General features: G+C 62.0%; 11 protein-coding genes. 6 read left to right on the plus strand and 5 right to left on the minus strand.

Going from position 1 to position 15,962, the window contains the following annotated elements:
- Positions 1-1,271: hypothetical protein (locus tag VHD36_12645; GenBank protein ID HVU88159.1), on the plus strand; the 1,271-nt coding region annotated here is incomplete at its 5' end.
- 590 nt (positions 1,272-1,861) lie between these two features.
- Here the strand turns inward: VHD36_12645 and VHD36_12650 are convergent.
- From VHD36_12650 to VHD36_12665, 4 genes are all read right to left on the minus strand, one after another.
- Positions 1,862-2,590, minus strand: a complete 729-nt coding sequence (locus VHD36_12650) for an RraA family protein (GenBank protein ID HVU88160.1) — start codon at positions 2,588-2,590, stop codon at positions 1,862-1,864.
- A gap of 464 nt (positions 2,591-3,054) precedes the next feature.
- Positions 3,055-4,467: a type I glutamate--ammonia ligase gene (glnA, locus tag VHD36_12655; GenBank protein ID HVU88161.1), complete on the minus strand. Its 1,413-nt coding sequence runs from the start codon at positions 4,465-4,467 to the stop codon at positions 3,055-3,057.
- 391 nt (positions 4,468-4,858) lie between these two features.
- Positions 4,859-7,282, minus strand: a complete 2,424-nt coding sequence (locus tag VHD36_12660) for an MMPL family transporter (GenBank protein ID HVU88162.1) — start codon at positions 7,280-7,282, stop codon at positions 4,859-4,861.
- Positions 7,283-7,549: 267 nt separating this feature from the next.
- The gene (locus VHD36_12665) at positions 7,550-8,203 is read right to left on the minus strand and encodes a class I SAM-dependent methyltransferase (GenBank protein ID HVU88163.1); all 654 of its coding nucleotides are present in this window, start codon (positions 8,201-8,203) and stop codon (positions 7,550-7,552) included.
- A gap of 312 nt (positions 8,204-8,515) precedes the next feature.
- Here VHD36_12665 and VHD36_12670 point away from each other — a divergent pair, with 312 nt between their 5' ends.
- Positions 8,516-9,805 carry a glucuronate isomerase gene (locus tag VHD36_12670; GenBank protein ID HVU88164.1) on the plus strand — a complete coding sequence of 430 codons (1,290 nt, stop codon included), beginning with the start codon at positions 8,516-8,518 and terminating at the stop codon, positions 9,803-9,805.
- A gap of 102 nt (positions 9,806-9,907) precedes the next feature.
- Here the strand turns inward: VHD36_12670 and VHD36_12675 are convergent, their stop codons facing one another.
- A complete protein-coding gene (locus VHD36_12675; protein HVU88165.1) occupies positions 9,908-10,447 on the minus strand; it encodes a DUF2617 family protein in 540 nt (179 codons plus the stop codon).
- A 520-nt stretch (positions 10,448-10,967) separates the two neighbouring features.
- On the opposite strand from VHD36_12675, the gene VHD36_12680 reads away from it, so the two are divergent.
- The 4 genes from VHD36_12680 to VHD36_12695 all read left to right on the plus strand — a co-directional run bounded on the left by VHD36_12680 (position 10,968) and on the right by VHD36_12695 (position 15,764).
- Positions 10,968-12,050, plus strand: coding sequence for a PA0069 family radical SAM protein (locus VHD36_12680; GenBank protein ID HVU88166.1), 1,083 nt, complete (start codon positions 10,968-10,970; stop codon positions 12,048-12,050).
- Positions 12,051-12,114: 64 nt separating this feature from the next.
- Complete coding sequence (locus VHD36_12685) at positions 12,115-12,660, plus strand: DUF488 domain-containing protein (protein ID HVU88167.1); 546 nt, start codon at positions 12,115-12,117, stop codon at positions 12,658-12,660.
- Between the two features lie 101 nt (positions 12,661-12,761).
- Positions 12,762-14,138 carry a replication-associated recombination protein A gene (locus tag VHD36_12690; GenBank protein HVU88168.1) on the plus strand — a complete coding sequence of 459 codons (1,377 nt, stop codon included), beginning with the start codon at positions 12,762-12,764 and terminating at the stop codon, positions 14,136-14,138.
- Positions 14,139-14,543: 405 nt separating this feature from the next.
- Positions 14,544-15,764 (plus strand): L,D-transpeptidase family protein, encoded by a 1,221-nt coding sequence (locus VHD36_12695; protein ID HVU88169.1) that lies wholly within the window; start codon positions 14,544-14,546, stop codon positions 15,762-15,764.
- The last annotated feature ends 198 nt before the right edge of the window (positions 15,765-15,962 follow it).

The raw sequence follows: 15,962 nt of genomic DNA on the forward strand, positions 1-15,962 counted from the left end.
TATTGGTTCTTGCCTGTTCGCTGGCCTCGATCGCCCGTGCCGAACTGAAAGTCGGCGTCGGCCGCTCGATCATCACGCCCGACCCCTTGCTGCCGGTCTCGGGCGGCGTCGGTCCCGGCCGCCCGGCCAAAGCCAAGCAAGGCGAATTGACCGCCCGAGCCTTGGTGCTCGTCCAGGGTGAGACCAAGGTCGCGATCGTACAGCTCGACCTATTGGGCTTCCCATCCGTGCTCTGCGCACGGGTACACAAGCAAGTTCCGCGGATTCCGGCCGACAATATTCTGATCGGCTCCACGCACACGCATAGCGCCCCGGATTGCTACGGCTTTCCCGGCCTCGACGGCAAGCCCTCGGGCGATCTGAAGTATATGGACTTCGTCTGTAACCAGGCGGCGGCGGCGCTGAACCAGGCGCTCGACAACCTGCAGCCGGCGCAATTGAAAATCGCCACTGGCGAAGCCCAGGGTAAGATCGCCTACAACTATTACGCGCCGGAGCTATACGATCCGCGGATGTCCGTCATTCAGGCGCTTACGCCGGCCGGCAAGCCGATCGTGACGCTGGTGAATTACGCGGTGCATCCCGAAGTGTTGGGCAATGGCGTCGGACTGGTGAGTCCCGACCTGGTCGGCCCTCTGTGCGACAAGCTGGAAGCCGACCTGGGGGGCCAGGGCATGTTCATGAACGGCGCGCAAGGGGGCATGATCACGGCCGACAATCGAATTCTTGACAAACCCTCGGACCCGATCCACGCCAAGTGGCACGACGCACGTGTGTGGGACGAATGCCTGCGCATCGGCCAGCTAATGGCCAGCGAGGCCCAGCGCATCATCAAGGACGCGCCGGTGCAAGCCGATCCAGGCCTGAGCTGTTATGCGCGGCAGGTGAAGTTTCCGGTCGACTCGCGGTTGATGTGGACCATCATCCTGGCCTCGCCACTCAAGTACCCGCACAACGAGGACAAATCGGTCACTACGCGGATGAACCTGATCAACATCGGCGATTCGCAAATCCTCACCATCCCCGGCGAGGCGCTGCCGAACATCGGCTATTACCTGAAGCGGCAGATGAAGGGGAAGAACAACATGCTGTTCGGGCTGACGAACGATGCCTTTGGGTACATTCTGACGAAGGTCGACTTCAACAGCTTCAAGCGCTACGAGTACGTGTCGAACACGTCGCTGGGCGAAATGACCGGCGAGGTTCTCATCGAGAACGCCGTCAAGTTGATCGACGATTCGCCTGCCCCGGCGCAGACCGACAAGAAGTAGTCGTCCGAAAGCGAAGTAGATCTCTAAAGATGTCGAAGGCCGCCGCAACACCTCCCCTCCCTGCCAGGGAGGGGCCGGGGGAGGGTAACGCGCAGATTCGGAATTGCCGTTTCCTCCGGCGAGCGCATCGCAGAAAGTGGCATTTGCTTTGTAAGCGCTCGACCCTCACCCTACCCTCTCCCTGCGAGGGAGAGGGTTTGCCGTTGCCGAATCGTGCGGCCCAGCCGGTCGCCGGCTGCGTCGATAGCTCCGCGCAAAAAGAAGGCCACCAGGTCGCTCCGAGAAGCAACCTGGTGGCGGCGCGGGAAGAAGTGTTTGGCGTGTGCGACGGTGTGTTGCGCGGCCGTGGCCGCAGACGTATCAACTCACGATGTGGGAAGCTAAGCTGCTTTGATACGTCCCCGGAACCATCGCACGACCAAATTAGGGCCAGGTCTGAATCGAGGGTGACGATCGACCCGACGGGCGACACTATAGAGGTGCCGCGTTCGGGAATCGTCAGCGTCAAGTTAGAATCGTGTGCGATTCGCCGCCGTCGTTGGAAGGATTTAGCGGCGATTCTTGCGATGGTGAAAAAAACGCCACGGGCGTTACCGGCTGGCCTTGGCCTTTTCGGTCAGGCGCTTGATGACGGCGCCGTATTCTTCGCGCGCCGCGGTGTAACCTGCCACGGTCTTTGTGCCGGGAGTGCGCAAATAGTCGAGAATGATCTTTTCGGCGGCCACGAACTCCGCCGACAAGTCCGCCACGGCCGCAGCGATCTTCAAGGGAATGCTGGTGACACCGTTGGTATCGCCATGCAGCAGGTCCCCCTGCGAAACCATCAGACCACCGACACGCACCGGCGCACCGATGTGCAGCATATGGCAATATCCATGCGAGCAAATGGTGCCGCCGGTGAAGACCGGGTAGCGAATTGCGCGGACCTGGTCCAGATCGCGACCGGCGCCGCTGGTGATTAAGCCGACCGAGCCATAAGCCTGATAGGTCGAACACATGATCTCGCCAAAAGTTGCCGCCACGGCGTGATCGTCCAGATCCTGAAACACCACCACGGCCGGGCCCCCCAGATCGGCGAACCGTTCTAGCTGCTTTTCGATCGATCCGTAGGCGTCGCCCCCGGCCGGCGGCGCATCGCTGCGAAAGGCGGTGGTGCAGGCGAAGCCGACCATCGGCGGCAGTTCGGGAAAGCAGCACCTGATCCTCCCGTCCATGTAGCCGCGGTTGCGCGGGATGACGTCAAACAATTCGATGACGTTGCAGATGGTGGGCGTATCGAACTGGCGCAGCTTATCGAGCGTGGCAGCGGTAATTGGCATGGGTGTGTATATCCGTTCCGGGAAGAGAGTGCGCGGTGAGGGCGCCCTAGCGCGAAATGCGGGCCTGCGGGCGCAAACAAAAATGCCGGGCTGGCAGTCAGGCTACCAACCCGGCGCTCTGAGTCAAGCGAACTGTGTCGCGCCAAGCGGCGTGGCGTGAGCGCCTTGTTGCAGTGAACGCTGCGACCCTCACCCTACCCTCTTCCTGGGAGGGAAGTAGTTCCGAACGCATCGCCGGCCACGCATAATTCCCCTCCCTTTCAGGGAAGGGTTAGGGGAGGGTAAAGCGTTGAAGCGACAATAGCGTTTCCACGCCAGTCGCTTCCGCAACAGATCCGTGGGAAGCGCGTCATTCACAAAGCACTCGTCGTTGTATCATGCCTTGACCCTCACCCTACCCTCTCCCTGGGAGGGAGAGGATTTTTGCACAGTCTCGATCACCCGCGGTTCGCACCGGAGCGATTCTAGATGTCATAGTACAGGCAGAACTCGTACGGGTGCGGACGCAGCCGCATGGCGTCGACTTCCTTCTCGCTCTTGTAGTTGATCCACGTGCTGACGACGTCCTCGGTGAACACGTCGCCGCGGAGCAAGAACTCGTGATCGGCCTTGAGCGCCGCCAAGGCTTCGTCGAGCGCGCCCGGCGTCTTGGGCACTTCGGCGAGTTCCTCCGGCGAGAGGTCGTAGATGTCTTTGTCCAACGGCTGGCCCGGGTTGATCTTGTTCTGAATGCCATCGATCACGGCCATCAACATGGCCGAGAAGGCCAGGTAGGGATTGCAGCTGGGATCGGGGCAACGGAACTCGACGCGTTTGGCCTTGGGGCTAGCACTGTACATCGGGATGCGGCACGAGGCCGAACGATTGCGCTGCGAGTAAGCCAGGTTCACCGGCGCTTCGTAGCCCGGCACCAGGCGCTTGTAGCTGTTGGTGGTCGGGTTGCTGAAGGCCAGGATCGCCGGAGCATGCTTGAGCAAGCCGCCGATGGCGTACAGGGCCATTTCGCTCAGACCCGCGTAGCCGCTGCCGGCAAACAAGGGCTCGCTCCCCTTCCACAGCGAAATGTGCGTGTGCATGCCGGAGCCGTTATCGCCATACAGCGGTTTGGGCATGAACGTGACCGTCTTGTTGTACTTCTTGGCCACGTTCTTGATGATGTACTTGTACATGCACATCTGGTCGGCCATCTTGACCAGGTTCTGGAAGCGCAGGTCGATTTCGCATTGACCGGCGGTGGCCACCTCGTGGTGCTGCGCCTCGACGTCCATGCCGCAATCGATCATCGTCTGCATCATTTCGTTGCGGATGTTCATCAACTGATCCGCGGGCGGAACCGGGAAGTAGCCTTCCTTGTGCCGCAGCTTGTAGCCGAGGTTCGGGTTCTCCACCCGGCCACGGTTCCATTCACCCTCGATGCTGTCCAGGTGGTAATACGATTCGTTGGCGCGGGCGTCGAAGCGCACGTCGTCGAAGATGAAGAACTCGGCCTCGGGACCGATGTAGGCCGTGTCCGCGATGCCCGTGCTCTTCAGGTAGTTCACCGACTTGCGGGCGACATTGCGCGGGTCACGCGAGTAATCCTCGCGGGTGATCGGGTCCTGAATGTTGCAAATCATCGACAAGGTGGGCAGCGTCGTGAAGGGGTCGAGCACGGCCGTCTCGGGCTGCGGCACCAGGATCATGTCGCTTTCGTTAATCGCCTGCCAACCGCGGATGCTCGAACCGTCGAAGCCCAGGCCGTCTTCGAAAACGTCCTCGTCCAGCTTGTTCACCGGAATGGTGAAGTGCTGCCAGATGCCGGGAAAATCCATGAACCGCAGGTCGACTGCCTTGACGTCCTTTTCACGACACAACGCCAGAACTTCTTTGGGCTTCACGGTGGCTCCTTTCGACTTCGCAGAACCAGAAGGATTGTGGAACTGGCACCGGGCTCTATACCGGTCCGCCCCCTTTTAATCGCCGCGGAGAGAGAGCCCGGGCGAAAAGCAAACAGAGGCTCAAGGCAAAACAAATGCCGGCCCGCGCCGACCGAACCCGAATGATAGGACGTAATTGGCTGTTTGCAATTCGGTTAGGAAAAAAAGGGGCAAAAAACGATTTCCCGCAATTTGCCCAGTCCTTGTGCACTGCATGATGCACGACGTGGCAAATCACGGCGACGACTCGAGCCGGTGGCGCGCTTTCGAAAGCAAGCGGCGGCGACCGGTGCGAGCCGGCATCCACGGCAACGCAAAGCTGCGCTAGCGCACCCCCCAGCACGCGGCCGCGCTAGCGATCGCGCGAGTCACCCGATCGAACCGGCTCGGCCTCGACCGGCCGCAGCGGCGCGTTCCCGTTGGTGGAAGGCCGCACGGCGCGGGGCTGCTCGAGCGCCGCCTGCACGACGTGGCCACGATCTCGCCGCCACCAGAGGGCCAAAAAGGCGGGAACGAGAATCGGCCGCACGACCACGGTGTCCAAGAGCACCCCCAACGACAGCGCGAAACCCAGCTCGACGATTCCCCGTAGCGTCCCCGTGATCATGGAAATAAAGCTGCCGGCCATGATTACGCCGCAACTGGTAATGATACCGCCGGTGCGAACCACGGCGGCCCTCAGACCGGCCAGCAGCCCGCGCTCGCGCTGCTCCTCGATGACGCGGGTGATCAGGTAGATGTTGTAGTCCTCGCCAATGGCCACCAGGATCACGAACAGAAAAAGCGGTACCTTCCAGTCCAGGCCGTCGAAGTCCGGATAAGCCCAGCGGAACAGCAGCTCGGTCGCGCCCATCGTCACGTAATAGCTGAACAACACCGAGAGGACGAGGTAGATCGAAATCAGCGGCCTGCGCACGATCGCGATGAGCACGACGTAAACGGCCAGGCAGACAAGCTGTTGAATCAACCGCTGGTCCGAGTTGGTGACCGCGCGCAAGTCGCGGGTCCCGGCCGTGGGGCCCGAGAAATCGAATTCTGCGCCGTGCCACGTGCTGCCTTCATCGTGCGACAATTTCAGTAGCCGCTCATCGATGATTTCCACGAGGTTGGCCGCTTCACGCGAGAAGGGCTCGTAACGCGTCACCACATCCAGCCGCGCGACTTGCCCCGCCAGCTCTGGAACTTGCGTCAAATACAAGGCCTGGCTGCGCGGATGCTTGCGCGCGGCCAGCTTGCGCCGGCCGGCTGCCGTGATCGGCGTGCTGCCTGTCCCCGGCTTGTCCCCCAAGGGCTCGGTGATGCTGCGCACGCTTTCCACGCCGTCGATGTCGTACAGCAGGCGCGTCAGGTGTGCGATGTTGCGCTCTCCTTCCGGCGTATCGAAGGCGCCGTCCTGCTGGTGTACCAGCACCGCGATCGGGCCGGTCTCGCCGGCGGGGAAATGGCGCCGCACCATCGACGTGCCGATCACGCTGGCACGATCCTTGGGTAACTCGCGCACCAGATCATAGCTGATCGTCACGTCCCGGTAGCCGACGTACGCAAGCGGCGCGAGGAGCACGACACTGGCCAAGAGAATCGCGGCCGGCCGCGCCAAAATCGCGCGACTAAGTCGGTCCCAGAAACCGCCGGCAAGGCGATCGCCTTCAACGGCCCCCTTTCCATCGAAAAGGACCTGCACCTTGAACGGCCAGAAGATCAGTTGTCCGGTCGCCCGCAGGATCGCTGGCGCCAACGTCATGCAAGCCGCCAGCGTGACCAAAAGTGATAATGCGATCGTGGGGCCACTGTTCGAGAACTTGCCAAAGTCGGCAAAGAACATCATGCCCAGTCCGACAATTGCGGTCAGGGCGCTGGCGACCACGGCTTCGCCCGTATGCGTGACGGCCGCGGCCACGGCGCGCACGTGATCCAGCCCGCGCTCCAGTTCTTCACGGTAGCGGGCGATCAGAAACAGGCAGTAATCCGTGCCCGATCCAAAGAGTACCACGACGACGAAGATCTTCGTGGTCTTGAAAATCTTGTAGTTGCACCACTCGAAGCCGGGGAGCGTCCCTAATTGTGACAACATGGCCACCAGTCCCATGGCGACGACCACCGAGATCATGATCGATGCCAGCGGGATGATCGTCAGCAACGGCGCGCGATAGACCAGGAGCAAGATGAGCACAACGAGGACGACCGTGGCGATCTCGATGTTGCGGATGCTATCTTCGGCCGCGGCCAGCATGTCTCCGCCAATAGCGGCAGAGCCCGAGATTCCCACGGCAAGTCCGGCGGGAAAATCAGCCGAGTCGCGGAGCGCTTCGAGCTTTCCTTCGATCCGACCGAGACCCGCGATGTTGGCGAAGGTCATGAACTCGCGATTCAAGTTCACCATCACGAGCGCGGCCTTACCGTCAGGGCTGATCAGACGGCGTCCCACGACTTCACTCTTGGGCGTTACCACGCTGACGATCGGCAACTCGTGCTCTTCGGAATCGGAAAACCAGGCGCCGACTTGCTCGACCAGCGCGCGATCCTGTGCCGTCAGGCCCCCCTCGCGCTCGAAGACAACGACGAACTGGCTCTTTGCTCGATTGTGTGGAAACGCGCGCTCCATCAAACGCTCGGCGCGCACGGTCGTCATCCGCGCCGGCAGATAGGCCAGGTCGCCGTCGTTGGTCACGGCATCCCACGAAGGCGCGATCCAGCGCACCGTCGGAACCAGGGCGGCCCAGGCGACGATGATGGCCAGCCAATGCCGTGTTACGAAGTCGCCAAGTCGTTGGTACATCGCGGGAGTTCGAAAAGGCTGCTCGCGGAAGGAGCGGAACTAAGGGCGACCGGCCGGCCGCCCGGGTGGGCCAGCAGTCGATCCTACCCGGTCGCGGTGGGGGCTCCAAGCGGGCGGCGGTCCCCTTTTTTTCTGAATTTGCCGAGATATTCGACAAATCAAGCGTCCCTTGCGCAATGTGACAGCACGAGCGGCCCCTTCGTCGGCGCGTAGTGGGAGAAGCGATCGCGCAGCGAGTAACAGAGTTTGGCGCGGGGGGCCGAGCATTTAGCCGGGCAGGCGGATGAACCACGACCGGAAATCGGGTTCTTCAGATACCAAGACCGGCAGCTTTCGTGCGGCGGCCCATTCGTCGACAGCGCGTTTTACGCCGTACTGCCCCTGCACAAGAGCGCCGTCGAGATAATCGTGCCCGGCCAGCATGCCGCCGGGGCGAACCTTGGGTGCCCAGCATTCCAGATCCTGGCGTACGGCCTCGTAATGATGCTGGGCGTCGATGTAGACGAAATCGAGTTCGCGATTGCCGAAGAGCGTGGCGCCTTCGACACTCGTCAAGCGGTGCAAATGATGCCGGCCCCGAAATTTCGCCAGGCGCTTTTGCGTGGCTGCATAGCGCTCGTCCTGCTCGGATTGCGTGACGTTATCACGATCGACGTACGTGCCGTCGGCGGTAAAATCGTACCAGGGATCGATGCAATGCAGCATCTTGCCGTGCCACGCCTGGAGAATGCGCTCGGCATAGATGCCCTTGCAGGTACCGATCTCGGCGCCTTCGCCCGCCAGCCCTAGATAGTTGAGCAAGTACGGAAAGTCGTTGCGATGCGGGATGCGCACATCGCGCGAAAAGCGCCAGCCGGCGCGAACAATGCTGCGATGAGCATTGGTCACGGCGCGCCCCAATTCGGCGGTCAGGCTGGGCATAGCACTCCTCCTTGAGTGGCTTCGAAACGCAAAGCTAGCGGACTGGCTCGACAGACCGGCGGCCGAATATGTCCCAAGGTGGCTCGACAGGTCAAGGTTGAAAGAGCGTGCTGGCAGCCACGAGCAAAACCACACGCAGAGGGAAGCAGATTATCGCGGGATAAAGCCCAGTTTCGTCCCCTTTCTGCGAAATCTGTGGACGTATTCAGAAATATAGTGGGCGGCGGCCTAACTGGCTGGCGCGGGCCAATTTGCTATACATGATCGCGACGCTATCGCCGCGCTTCCATCCTCCAGAGCCCTGACACGCCGATGTCCGACGCCCTTCGCCGCCGCCTGTTCGAGGAACTCGATCGTCTGGTCCTCATCGATCCGCATACGCATATCAACCCGCATGCCCCGGCCTCGCAGACGTTGGCCGACGTGCTGGGCTACCACTACTACACCGAGCTCGCGCACTCGGCGGGCATGCCCAAGGCGCAAATCGAAGAGCCTGGGCTGGATCCCAAAGAAAAAGTGCGCCGGCTGGTCGAGAACCTGGCGCCACTCGATAACACGATTCAATACAGTTGGCTCGTCGAAATGTCCCGCGAGCTATTCGGCTTTGCCCACGAGCGCGTGACGCCCGACAACTGGGAAGCGCTGTACGATACGGCGGCGGCGAAAATGCGATCGCCCGATTGGGCCGCGCAGGTTCTGAAAAAGAGTCGACTGGAGGCTGTCTTTCTCACGAACGATTTCGACGACCCGCTCACCGGCTTCGACACGAAGCTCTATATCCCCTGCCTGCGCACCGACGACCTGGTGTTTCATCTGGCCAAGCCCGAAGTGCGTGCCCGGCTGGCCAAAGCCACGGGTTGCGAGGCCGGCAGCGCCACGGAAGTGCGCAAGGCGATCGGCAAGTTGTTCGATCACTTTACGAGTAAGGGCGCCCGGGCGTGCGCGATCTCGCTGCCGCCGGACTTTGCTCCCGCGCCGGTCAGTGGACCGACGGCGGACGTGGCACTAGCAGCGCTCGCGGCGCAAGGTGTCGATGCCGCGGCCGAGCGCCGCCGCGAAGCGTCGCACTTTGTTTTCTGGACACTGGCCGAGCATTGCGCCGCGTATCACTTGCCGTTCGACCTGATGATCGGCGTGAATCGGGCCGTCTACCAGGCGGGCGTTTACCAGGGACAAGACCTGTACGACAGCCGCGTGTCGTTGATTCAATATCGCGAGTTGTTCAACGCTTTCCCGCAGGTCGTATTTCCGATCTCGGTGTTGGCGAGCGTCACGAACCAGGAATTGACGAGCTACAGCTGGATCTTTCCGAACGTGGTCACACATGGCCACTGGTGGTACTCGAACACGCCGACGTTCATCGAACACGACACGTCGGCCCGGCTCGAGGCGGTTCCGCGCACCAAGCAGATTGGCTACTACAGCGACATGTACAAGCTGGAATTCGCCCTGCCGAAGTTCGCCATGTACAAGCGGATCCTGGCCAAGGTGCTGGCCGAACGATTCTGTGTCGACCGCGGCTGGAGCGAGGAGCGGGCCGTGGAATTCGGCCGTGAAGTGCTACGTGGCAACGTGGAACGGGTGTTTTTCGCGAAGGGCTGAGCGTTGTAGGGTGCCCTGTGGGCACCTGAGCCAAATCGCAATTCGGTGCGCAAAGCGCACCCTACGATTTGCGAGGAAAAATCAAGCGCGACGACATCCGCCCTACGGTACTTCGTATAGCGACTGACTTTTGACGATGGCGTAATCGTCAGGAAAGGTGTGGAACGCTTGCACGAGCAAGCTGCGGTTGCGCGTCTCGACGTTGATGTAACTGAGCGCGCCCAGCGCCATGCGGCCGCTGGAATTGAAGTGGTGCAGCATGCCCTGCCGCTCGCCCGAGAAGGCCAGCTCCTGTTGAAACGTCCAGAAGACCTCGGGCTCGACTGGTTCCAACTGGAAGTTGACCTGGTAGGCGGCGCCCCCGCGGCATTCCATGCGATCGCTGCGTTCGCCTTTGAGCCGGTATGACAGCAACCGGCGCTTTTGCGGCAGCGGATGATGGGCCGAGGCACATACCTCGGTCAGAACCAGCCCCTTGTATCGCCAGGTAACGATGTGCCCGGCGCTCGTAATACTGATCGTGGCCTTATAGCCGCCGCGATCGACGGTGTGACTGCTATAAACCTCGAACAGCTCGGGATGCAGCGACCTTCCATAGAGTTGGAAAACCAACTCGGCGACTTTGGGTCGAACGGAAAGCACGGCATAGATTCCTTTGACTTCTCCACGCGCCGCGGCCGCGCTTCTGCGCGTGCCTCGATTGAGTCGCATTATAAACCGATGCTTCGCACGCCACAAACGGAGTTTGCCACGAATTCGCGCGGCGCGCTTTTTCGGTCTTGACAGCGGAGTAACTCGCCATCTCTATGAACGCGTTCACCGACCACTCACGACAGCAGCATTTCCATTCCTTCGAGAGTGCGTCTCGCGACGAGCTCATTCATCGCTACGCCGAACTCCGGCGCGGTGAGCTGCGCTGCGTTCACTTTTCAAGGTGCGCACCTTTTCGCCACAAAGCGCGCGCCGAACTGCGCGGCCGCGAATCAAAGGTACAAATTTAGTGCAAAAGCGGCTGTCCGTCCGCTGCCCTTTTCGTTGACTCGGTCCTCTTTTTGCCGCTTTTGCGGGCGGATTGGCGAGCTTTGCGTGCCTGTCGGTGCGAGCACGCTCTATAATGCATCGTAACCCATGCGTCCGTGTGCCATCGCTCTGCAACGCAATTATGTCCGACGAGAAGCACAACATCCTGGTCGGCCGCGGCGCGACGACAAGCCCGGCGAATCGCTTCGAAGCGGTGCGGCTCGAGTCGCAGCTCGACGAACTTGAGCCCGACGACGAGTTGCTCGCCCGCCGCGCCGTTCCCACGGTATTCCTGCCCGACAATTCGCAATCGATCCTGGCCACGAACGACAGCCCGGACATCGGCTTTCGCTACAGCATCAACGCTTATCGCGGCTGCGAGCACGGCTGCGCGTATTGCTACGCGCGGCCATCGCACGAGTACTTGGGTATGAACGCCGGGCTCGATTTCGAGACCAAGGTCATGGTCAAGCACGACGCCCCGGCCCTGTTGCGCGCGGCGCTCGCCAAGCCGAGCTGGCGCGGCGAAATGATCATGATGTCGGGCGTGACCGATTGTTATCAGCCGATCGAGCGCAAGCTGCGGCTCACACGCGGGCTCTTGGAAGTCATGCGCGAGGCGCGGCAATGCTGCGGAATCATCACCAAGAACGCGCTGGTGACGCGTGATCTCGATATTCTGGCCGACATGGCTCGGCAGAACCTCGTTCACGTACACGTCAGCGTTACGTCGCTCGATAACGAGTTGGTCGGCTCGCTCGAGCCGCGCACGTCGCGGCCGGCCGCGAGGCTATCGGCCATTCGCCGACTGGCCGAAGCGCAGGTGCCGGTGGGCGTCATGGTCGCGCCGATTATCCCCGGGCTGAACGATCACGAGATGCCAGCCATTCTGGAAGCCGCCGCCGAGGCGGGCGCGCAGTGCGCGAGCTACGTGCTGTTGCGACTGCCGCTCGCCGTCGAGCCGGTGTTCATGGATTGGCTACAAACCAATCGGCCTGACGCGCTCTCGAAGATCGAATCGCGCATCCGCTCGACGCGCGGCGGCGCCATGTATCAGTCGGCGTTCCGCGAACGGCAGCGTGGCCGCGGTAAGTACGCCGAGCAGATCAAGCAGACGTTTAACGTGTTTCGCGCCAAGCACGGCCTCGATCGGCCGCTACCACCCTTGGATACGTCGCGCTTTCAGCCGCCACGGCCGTCTTCGGGGCAGATGTCGCTGTTTTGAGCGCGCACCGTTCCTGGCAATCCTTCCCTCTTAACCCTACGCGCGTGCAACTTCCAGGTGCCTCTTGGGTCAGCGAACGCTCTTTACTGTTGGGCATTCGACGCGGCCGTGGCAGGAATTTGTCGCGCTTCTGCAGGCCTGGAAAATCAAGACGCTGGTCGATGTGCGTACCGTACCCAAGTCGCGAGCGTTTCCCTGGTTTTCCCAAGCGCGCATGGCCCGAGCGCTTCCCCGCGCCGGCATCAAGTACGTTCATCTGAAATCGCTGGGCGGCTTGCGGCACGCGAAGAAGGATTCGCCGAACATCGGATGGCACAACGCCAGCTTCCGCGGCTATGCCGATTACATGCAGACCCCAGAATTTGAGCAAGGTCTTGCGGAGCTCAACGCGCTGCGGCGAAAAGAGCGCGTCTGCATCATGTGCTCCGAGGCCGTGTGGTGGCGCTGCCACCGGCGGATGATTGCCGATGCCGAGGTCTCGCGCGGCATCCCGGTGAAACATGTCATGAGCGAGACCACGGCCAAACCGCACGAGGTCACGCCCTTTGCACGGGTGAAGAAGCGGCGTGGGCATCATGCGATCATCACCTATCCGCAAGCGGTCAGCTAGGGTCGGCATGCTGCAAGCCGCGCGATCGCATTCGCGATATAATGCTTCGGCTACACGCAATGATCGCCGTCGTTTGATCAGCACTCTCTGTGGTGTCGTTCATGAAGCCCTCTCGCAGTCCCTCCCTGTTCGAAGCGGGCGAAGCGCAAAATCGTCGCCGTGCCCAGCCACTGGCCGCCCGCATGCGCCCACGCACGCTGGCCGAGTTCGTCGGGCAGCGGCAATTCCTGGGCGAAGGCAAGCTCCTCAACCGGCTGTTGAAGGCCGATCGGCTGGGCTCGGTGCTCTTTTACGGCCCACCGGGCACCGGCAAAACCACGCTCGCCCGGCTGCTGGCCGCCGAAAGCCGCAGCGCTTTCATCCAGCTCAACGCGGTCACCAGCGGCGTCAAGGAATTGCGCGAAACGCTCGACGGCGCGCGCGATCGACTTTCGGCCGACAGCAAGAAGACGCTGTTGTTCGTCGACGAAATCCACCGCTTCAACCGCGCGCAGCAAGATGTGCTGTTACCAGACGTCGAAGAAGGCATTGTCATTTTGGTCGGGGCCACGACGCAAAATCCGTTCTTTGCGATCAACAGTGCGCTGGTCAGTCGCAGCCGGGTATTTCAATTCGAACCGCTGTCGGTCGAGGACATCAAGCAGGTCATTCGCGCGGCGCTTGCGGACAAGGAACGCGGCCTGGGTAACGAAGACGTGCGGCTCGAGGACGACGCGCTTGCATTCCTGGCCGAGATCAGCGACGGCGACGCTCGCCGTGCGCTCTCGGCACTGGAAGTTGGCGTGCTGTCGAGCAATGAGCGACCGCTCGTATTTACGCGCGCCTTGGCCGAAGAATCGGTGCAGCGCAAGGCCGTAGCCTACGACCGCACGGGAGACGCTCATTACGACGCGGCCAGCGCACTGATCAAGAGCGTCCGCGGTAGCGATCCTGACGCCGCGCTCTATTGGCTGGCGCAAATGCTCGAGGCGGGCGAGGACGTACGCTTTCTCGCGCGGAGGATCGTGATCCTGGCGAGCGAGGATATCGGCAATGCCGATCCGCATGCCTTGCCGCTGGCCGTGGCGGCGATGCAGGCGACCGAGTTTGTCGGCCTGCCCGAGTGTCAGTTACCGCTGGCCCAGGCCGTGACCTACCTGGCCTGCGCGCCGAAGTCGAATGCCGCCACGATCGGCATCTCGGAAGCGCGGGCTGACGTCAAATCGGGGCGGCTGCTGCCGGTGCCGGTGCATTTGAAAGACAGCCACTATCAAGGTGCCAAACGCCTGGGGCATGGCGCGAACTATGAATATGCCCACAACGCCCCCGATGCCGTGGCCGCTCAGGACTACTTGGGCGTCGAGCGCGAATACTATCGGCCGGTGCCGCGCGGCTTCGAGCGCGAGTTGGCCGAGCGGTTGCAGAAAATCCGCGCCCGGCTGCGCGAGGGAAAGCGGCAGTCGCGTGCTAGCAGCGATGAGCCGCGACACGAGCAGTAACTGCTGTCGTAGCGGCTCGCAAACTGGGCAAGATTTACGGTTACCCAGAGCGCGCTCTTTCTCGATTCCGAGGTCGTAGCACTGGTTGACAAGCCAGGACAAGCCACCAGTGGCACCCGCGCCCGGCACGCTTGGTGGAGTCAAAGTGGCACGGCAACGACCGATCGCAAGAGCGGCCGCATGTCGAAGCCACGCATGCATTTGACCTTTGCCAGGAATACTCGGCTGACATAGCGTCGAAAGCCGACTTCTTCTATGATCCTGCCCGCATTTTGTCGTGCGGGGCAGAGGGTTAGGGCCAACGCAGCAAGCGGTCATTCGATCGCGCATCAGCATTGCTCGGGAGCCATCGGCGGCCGATTGTGTCCCCCCGTGGTTCGCACGAGGATTTCAGGAGAACACTCGGTGCAGGCATTTAAGACGCTCCTCATTGTCGCGGTACTCTCCGCGGTCGCCTATGGCGTGTACGTTGCGCTCACGGGCGCGCGCGACGTCGAGCCGCCACCCGGCGTAGTCGCCGAGGATTGGCAAGGCGGTCCGCAAATCGAATTGCCCACGATGGACGGCTCGCAAAACACACCGCCCGCGAATCTCACCGGCGCGCCGCCGGCCGCGGCATCGCCGGCGCCGCAAGTCGTACAACCACAAACGGCCACGGCGGTCGAGGCGCCTCCCTTCACCGCCACGCCCGCCGCGCCGGACACGAGCGCGGCGCCGCCGTTCGTGGCACCGAGTGTGGGCCCCAGCAATCCTGGCGCGCTGCCGGGGGGTGATGGCTCTGCCGGTCTCGCGCCGCCACCTGTGAACGACGCGACGATGACCGTGCCTGACGTTCAGCAGCCGCCAATCGGCGATGGAGCGATGAACGGCGCCAACGTTGTCCAGCCGGCCGGCAATGCTCCGCCGGCGAGTGGCTTGCCCGAGAGCACGTTCGCCACCGACTTCGCGACGGCGCAGGCGCTCTTGGCCGAGTCGCGGTTGGATCCGGCCCTGCTTCTCTTGTCGCGCTGGTACGACGACCCGCGCCTCACGGAGCAGGATCAACAGGCGCTGATGCCGCTACTGAACCAATTAGCGGGCACGGTGATTTACTCGCAAGAACATTTCTTGCTTCCGGCCTATGAAGTACAGCCCGGCGACACGCTGGACCGCGTGGCCCAACAATACCGCGTGCCCTGGCAGATACTGGCCAAGATCAACGGCGTGGGCGATCCGAATCAATTGCGTCCCGGCGACAAGCTGAAAGTCGTGCAAGGGCCGTTCGACGCCAGCGTCAACATGCGCACGCGACAGTTGACGATGATGCTAGGCGGTCGTTTCGCCGGGCGTTTTCCCATCGGGATCGGAGCGGATCAAGCGGCGCCCGAGGGTGAGTTTGTCGTGAAGAACAAAACACCCAATCCGACTTATTACGGACCCGACCGCGTGATCGACGCGAACGATCCGGCCAACCCGCTCGGCAAGTATTGGATCGGGCTGGATGACCACTTCGGCATCCACGGCACGAACGACCCGGGCAGCATCGGCCAGGCCAACTCGCCAGGCTGTATCCGCCTCAGCCCACGCGACATTGAAGACGTCTACGACATGATGACGAGCGAATCGCGGGTGCGAATCGTCCGTTAACGACAATTCTTCTCGTCTCCCCTGGCCAGCGACGCATCAGCAGTCGACAATGCGGGCCATCGAGCGGAGACGGTTTGCCGGGAATCACGCCTGCGGCAGCAGGCGTTCAAGGATTTCCTTCTTTCGGTCCCCGCACGAACGCTTTTTGGGACCTGGGCAACGGCGGATTTCAGGACGTAGTCTTGCGCGCGGGGGGCG

The organism is Pirellulales bacterium (genome assembly GCA_035546535.1).
Classification (GTDB): Bacteria; Planctomycetota; Planctomycetia; order Pirellulales; family JACPPG01; genus JACPPG01.

Bases quoted from the DNA above. Each gene is read 5' to 3' on its own strand.
- VHD36_12650 (HVU88160.1), bottom strand. From the start codon at position 2,590: ATGCCAATTACCGCTGCCACGCTCGATAAGCTGCGCCAGTTCGATACG.
- VHD36_12660 (HVU88162.1), bottom strand. From the start codon at position 7,282: ATGTACCAACGACTTGGCGACTTCGTAACACGGCATTGGCTGGCCATC.
- VHD36_12665 (HVU88163.1), bottom strand. From the start codon at position 8,203: ATGCCCAGCCTGACCGCCGAATTGGGGCGCGCCGTGACCAATGCTCAT.
- VHD36_12670 (HVU88164.1), top strand. From the start codon at position 8,516: ATGTCCGACGCCCTTCGCCGCCGCCTGTTCGAGGAACTCGATCGTCTG.
- VHD36_12680 (HVU88166.1), top strand. From the start codon at position 10,968: ATGTCCGACGAGAAGCACAACATCCTGGTCGGCCGCGGCGCGACGACA.
- VHD36_12690 (HVU88168.1), top strand. From the start codon at position 12,762: ATGAAGCCCTCTCGCAGTCCCTCCCTGTTCGAAGCGGGCGAAGCGCAA.